General features: G+C 62.1%; 1 protein-coding gene. It reads right to left on the reverse strand.

Going from position 1 to position 610, the window contains the following annotated elements; all coding sequences use genetic code 11:
• Window positions 1-469 (reverse strand): hypothetical protein (locus JZ791_RS44170; RefSeq protein ID WP_216903947.1); only part of this gene is annotated, 469 nt, incomplete at its 3' end.
• Window positions 470-610 lie beyond the last annotated feature (141 nt).

Consider the following 610-nt stretch of genomic DNA (forward strand, 5'->3'; position numbering starts at 1 on the left):
CGCCTGCTGCAACCAGACCCGCGGCCATGCTCAACACGAAGAAGATGCAGGCGGCCAGGCCCCACTTCACCGTGTCGCCGGCACGTGCTGCGCGGGCCACGGACGCATCTGCGTCTTTCAGATCTTGCAGCACCTTGCGCGCATCGCCCTCTTCCCAGACGTCCTTGTAGTTGGCCGCGACCTGGCTCATTTCCCGCCGCCCTACCCTACCTACCTCGACATCATTTGTGCTCGCTGCAGATCCCTGTGACGATGCGAAGTGCATGCCGGTCCACATCGTTGTGATCGTGAGCGCTGTCCATACGACGAGGACGAGGAACGCCACGTTGATGGCCGAGCGCGTTGCGTGACGCCATGAACGCTCGACAAAGTCCGGCGTGATCGTGGATCCTGCCAGTGCCGCTGCAGGTGCTGCGCCCGTACAGATGCGGCCATCTTCAACGATCGATCGATGCAGATCGTCAGGCACGTCGAGGTACAAATGCTGGTGCTGCGTCGGGGGTGCAAGCTGTTCTGCCGCTTGGCGTCGTTCACCTTTCAGCAGATGACGCCGCCACGCGGGCATCTTGATCGAGCTGTCGTGGGCGAGGAAAAGCGACTCCTGTTCGAG

Origin of the sequence: Nocardia alni (assembly GCF_019038435.1) — a bacterium.
Lineage (GTDB): Bacteria > Actinomycetota > Actinomycetes > Mycobacteriales > Mycobacteriaceae > Nocardia > Nocardia alni.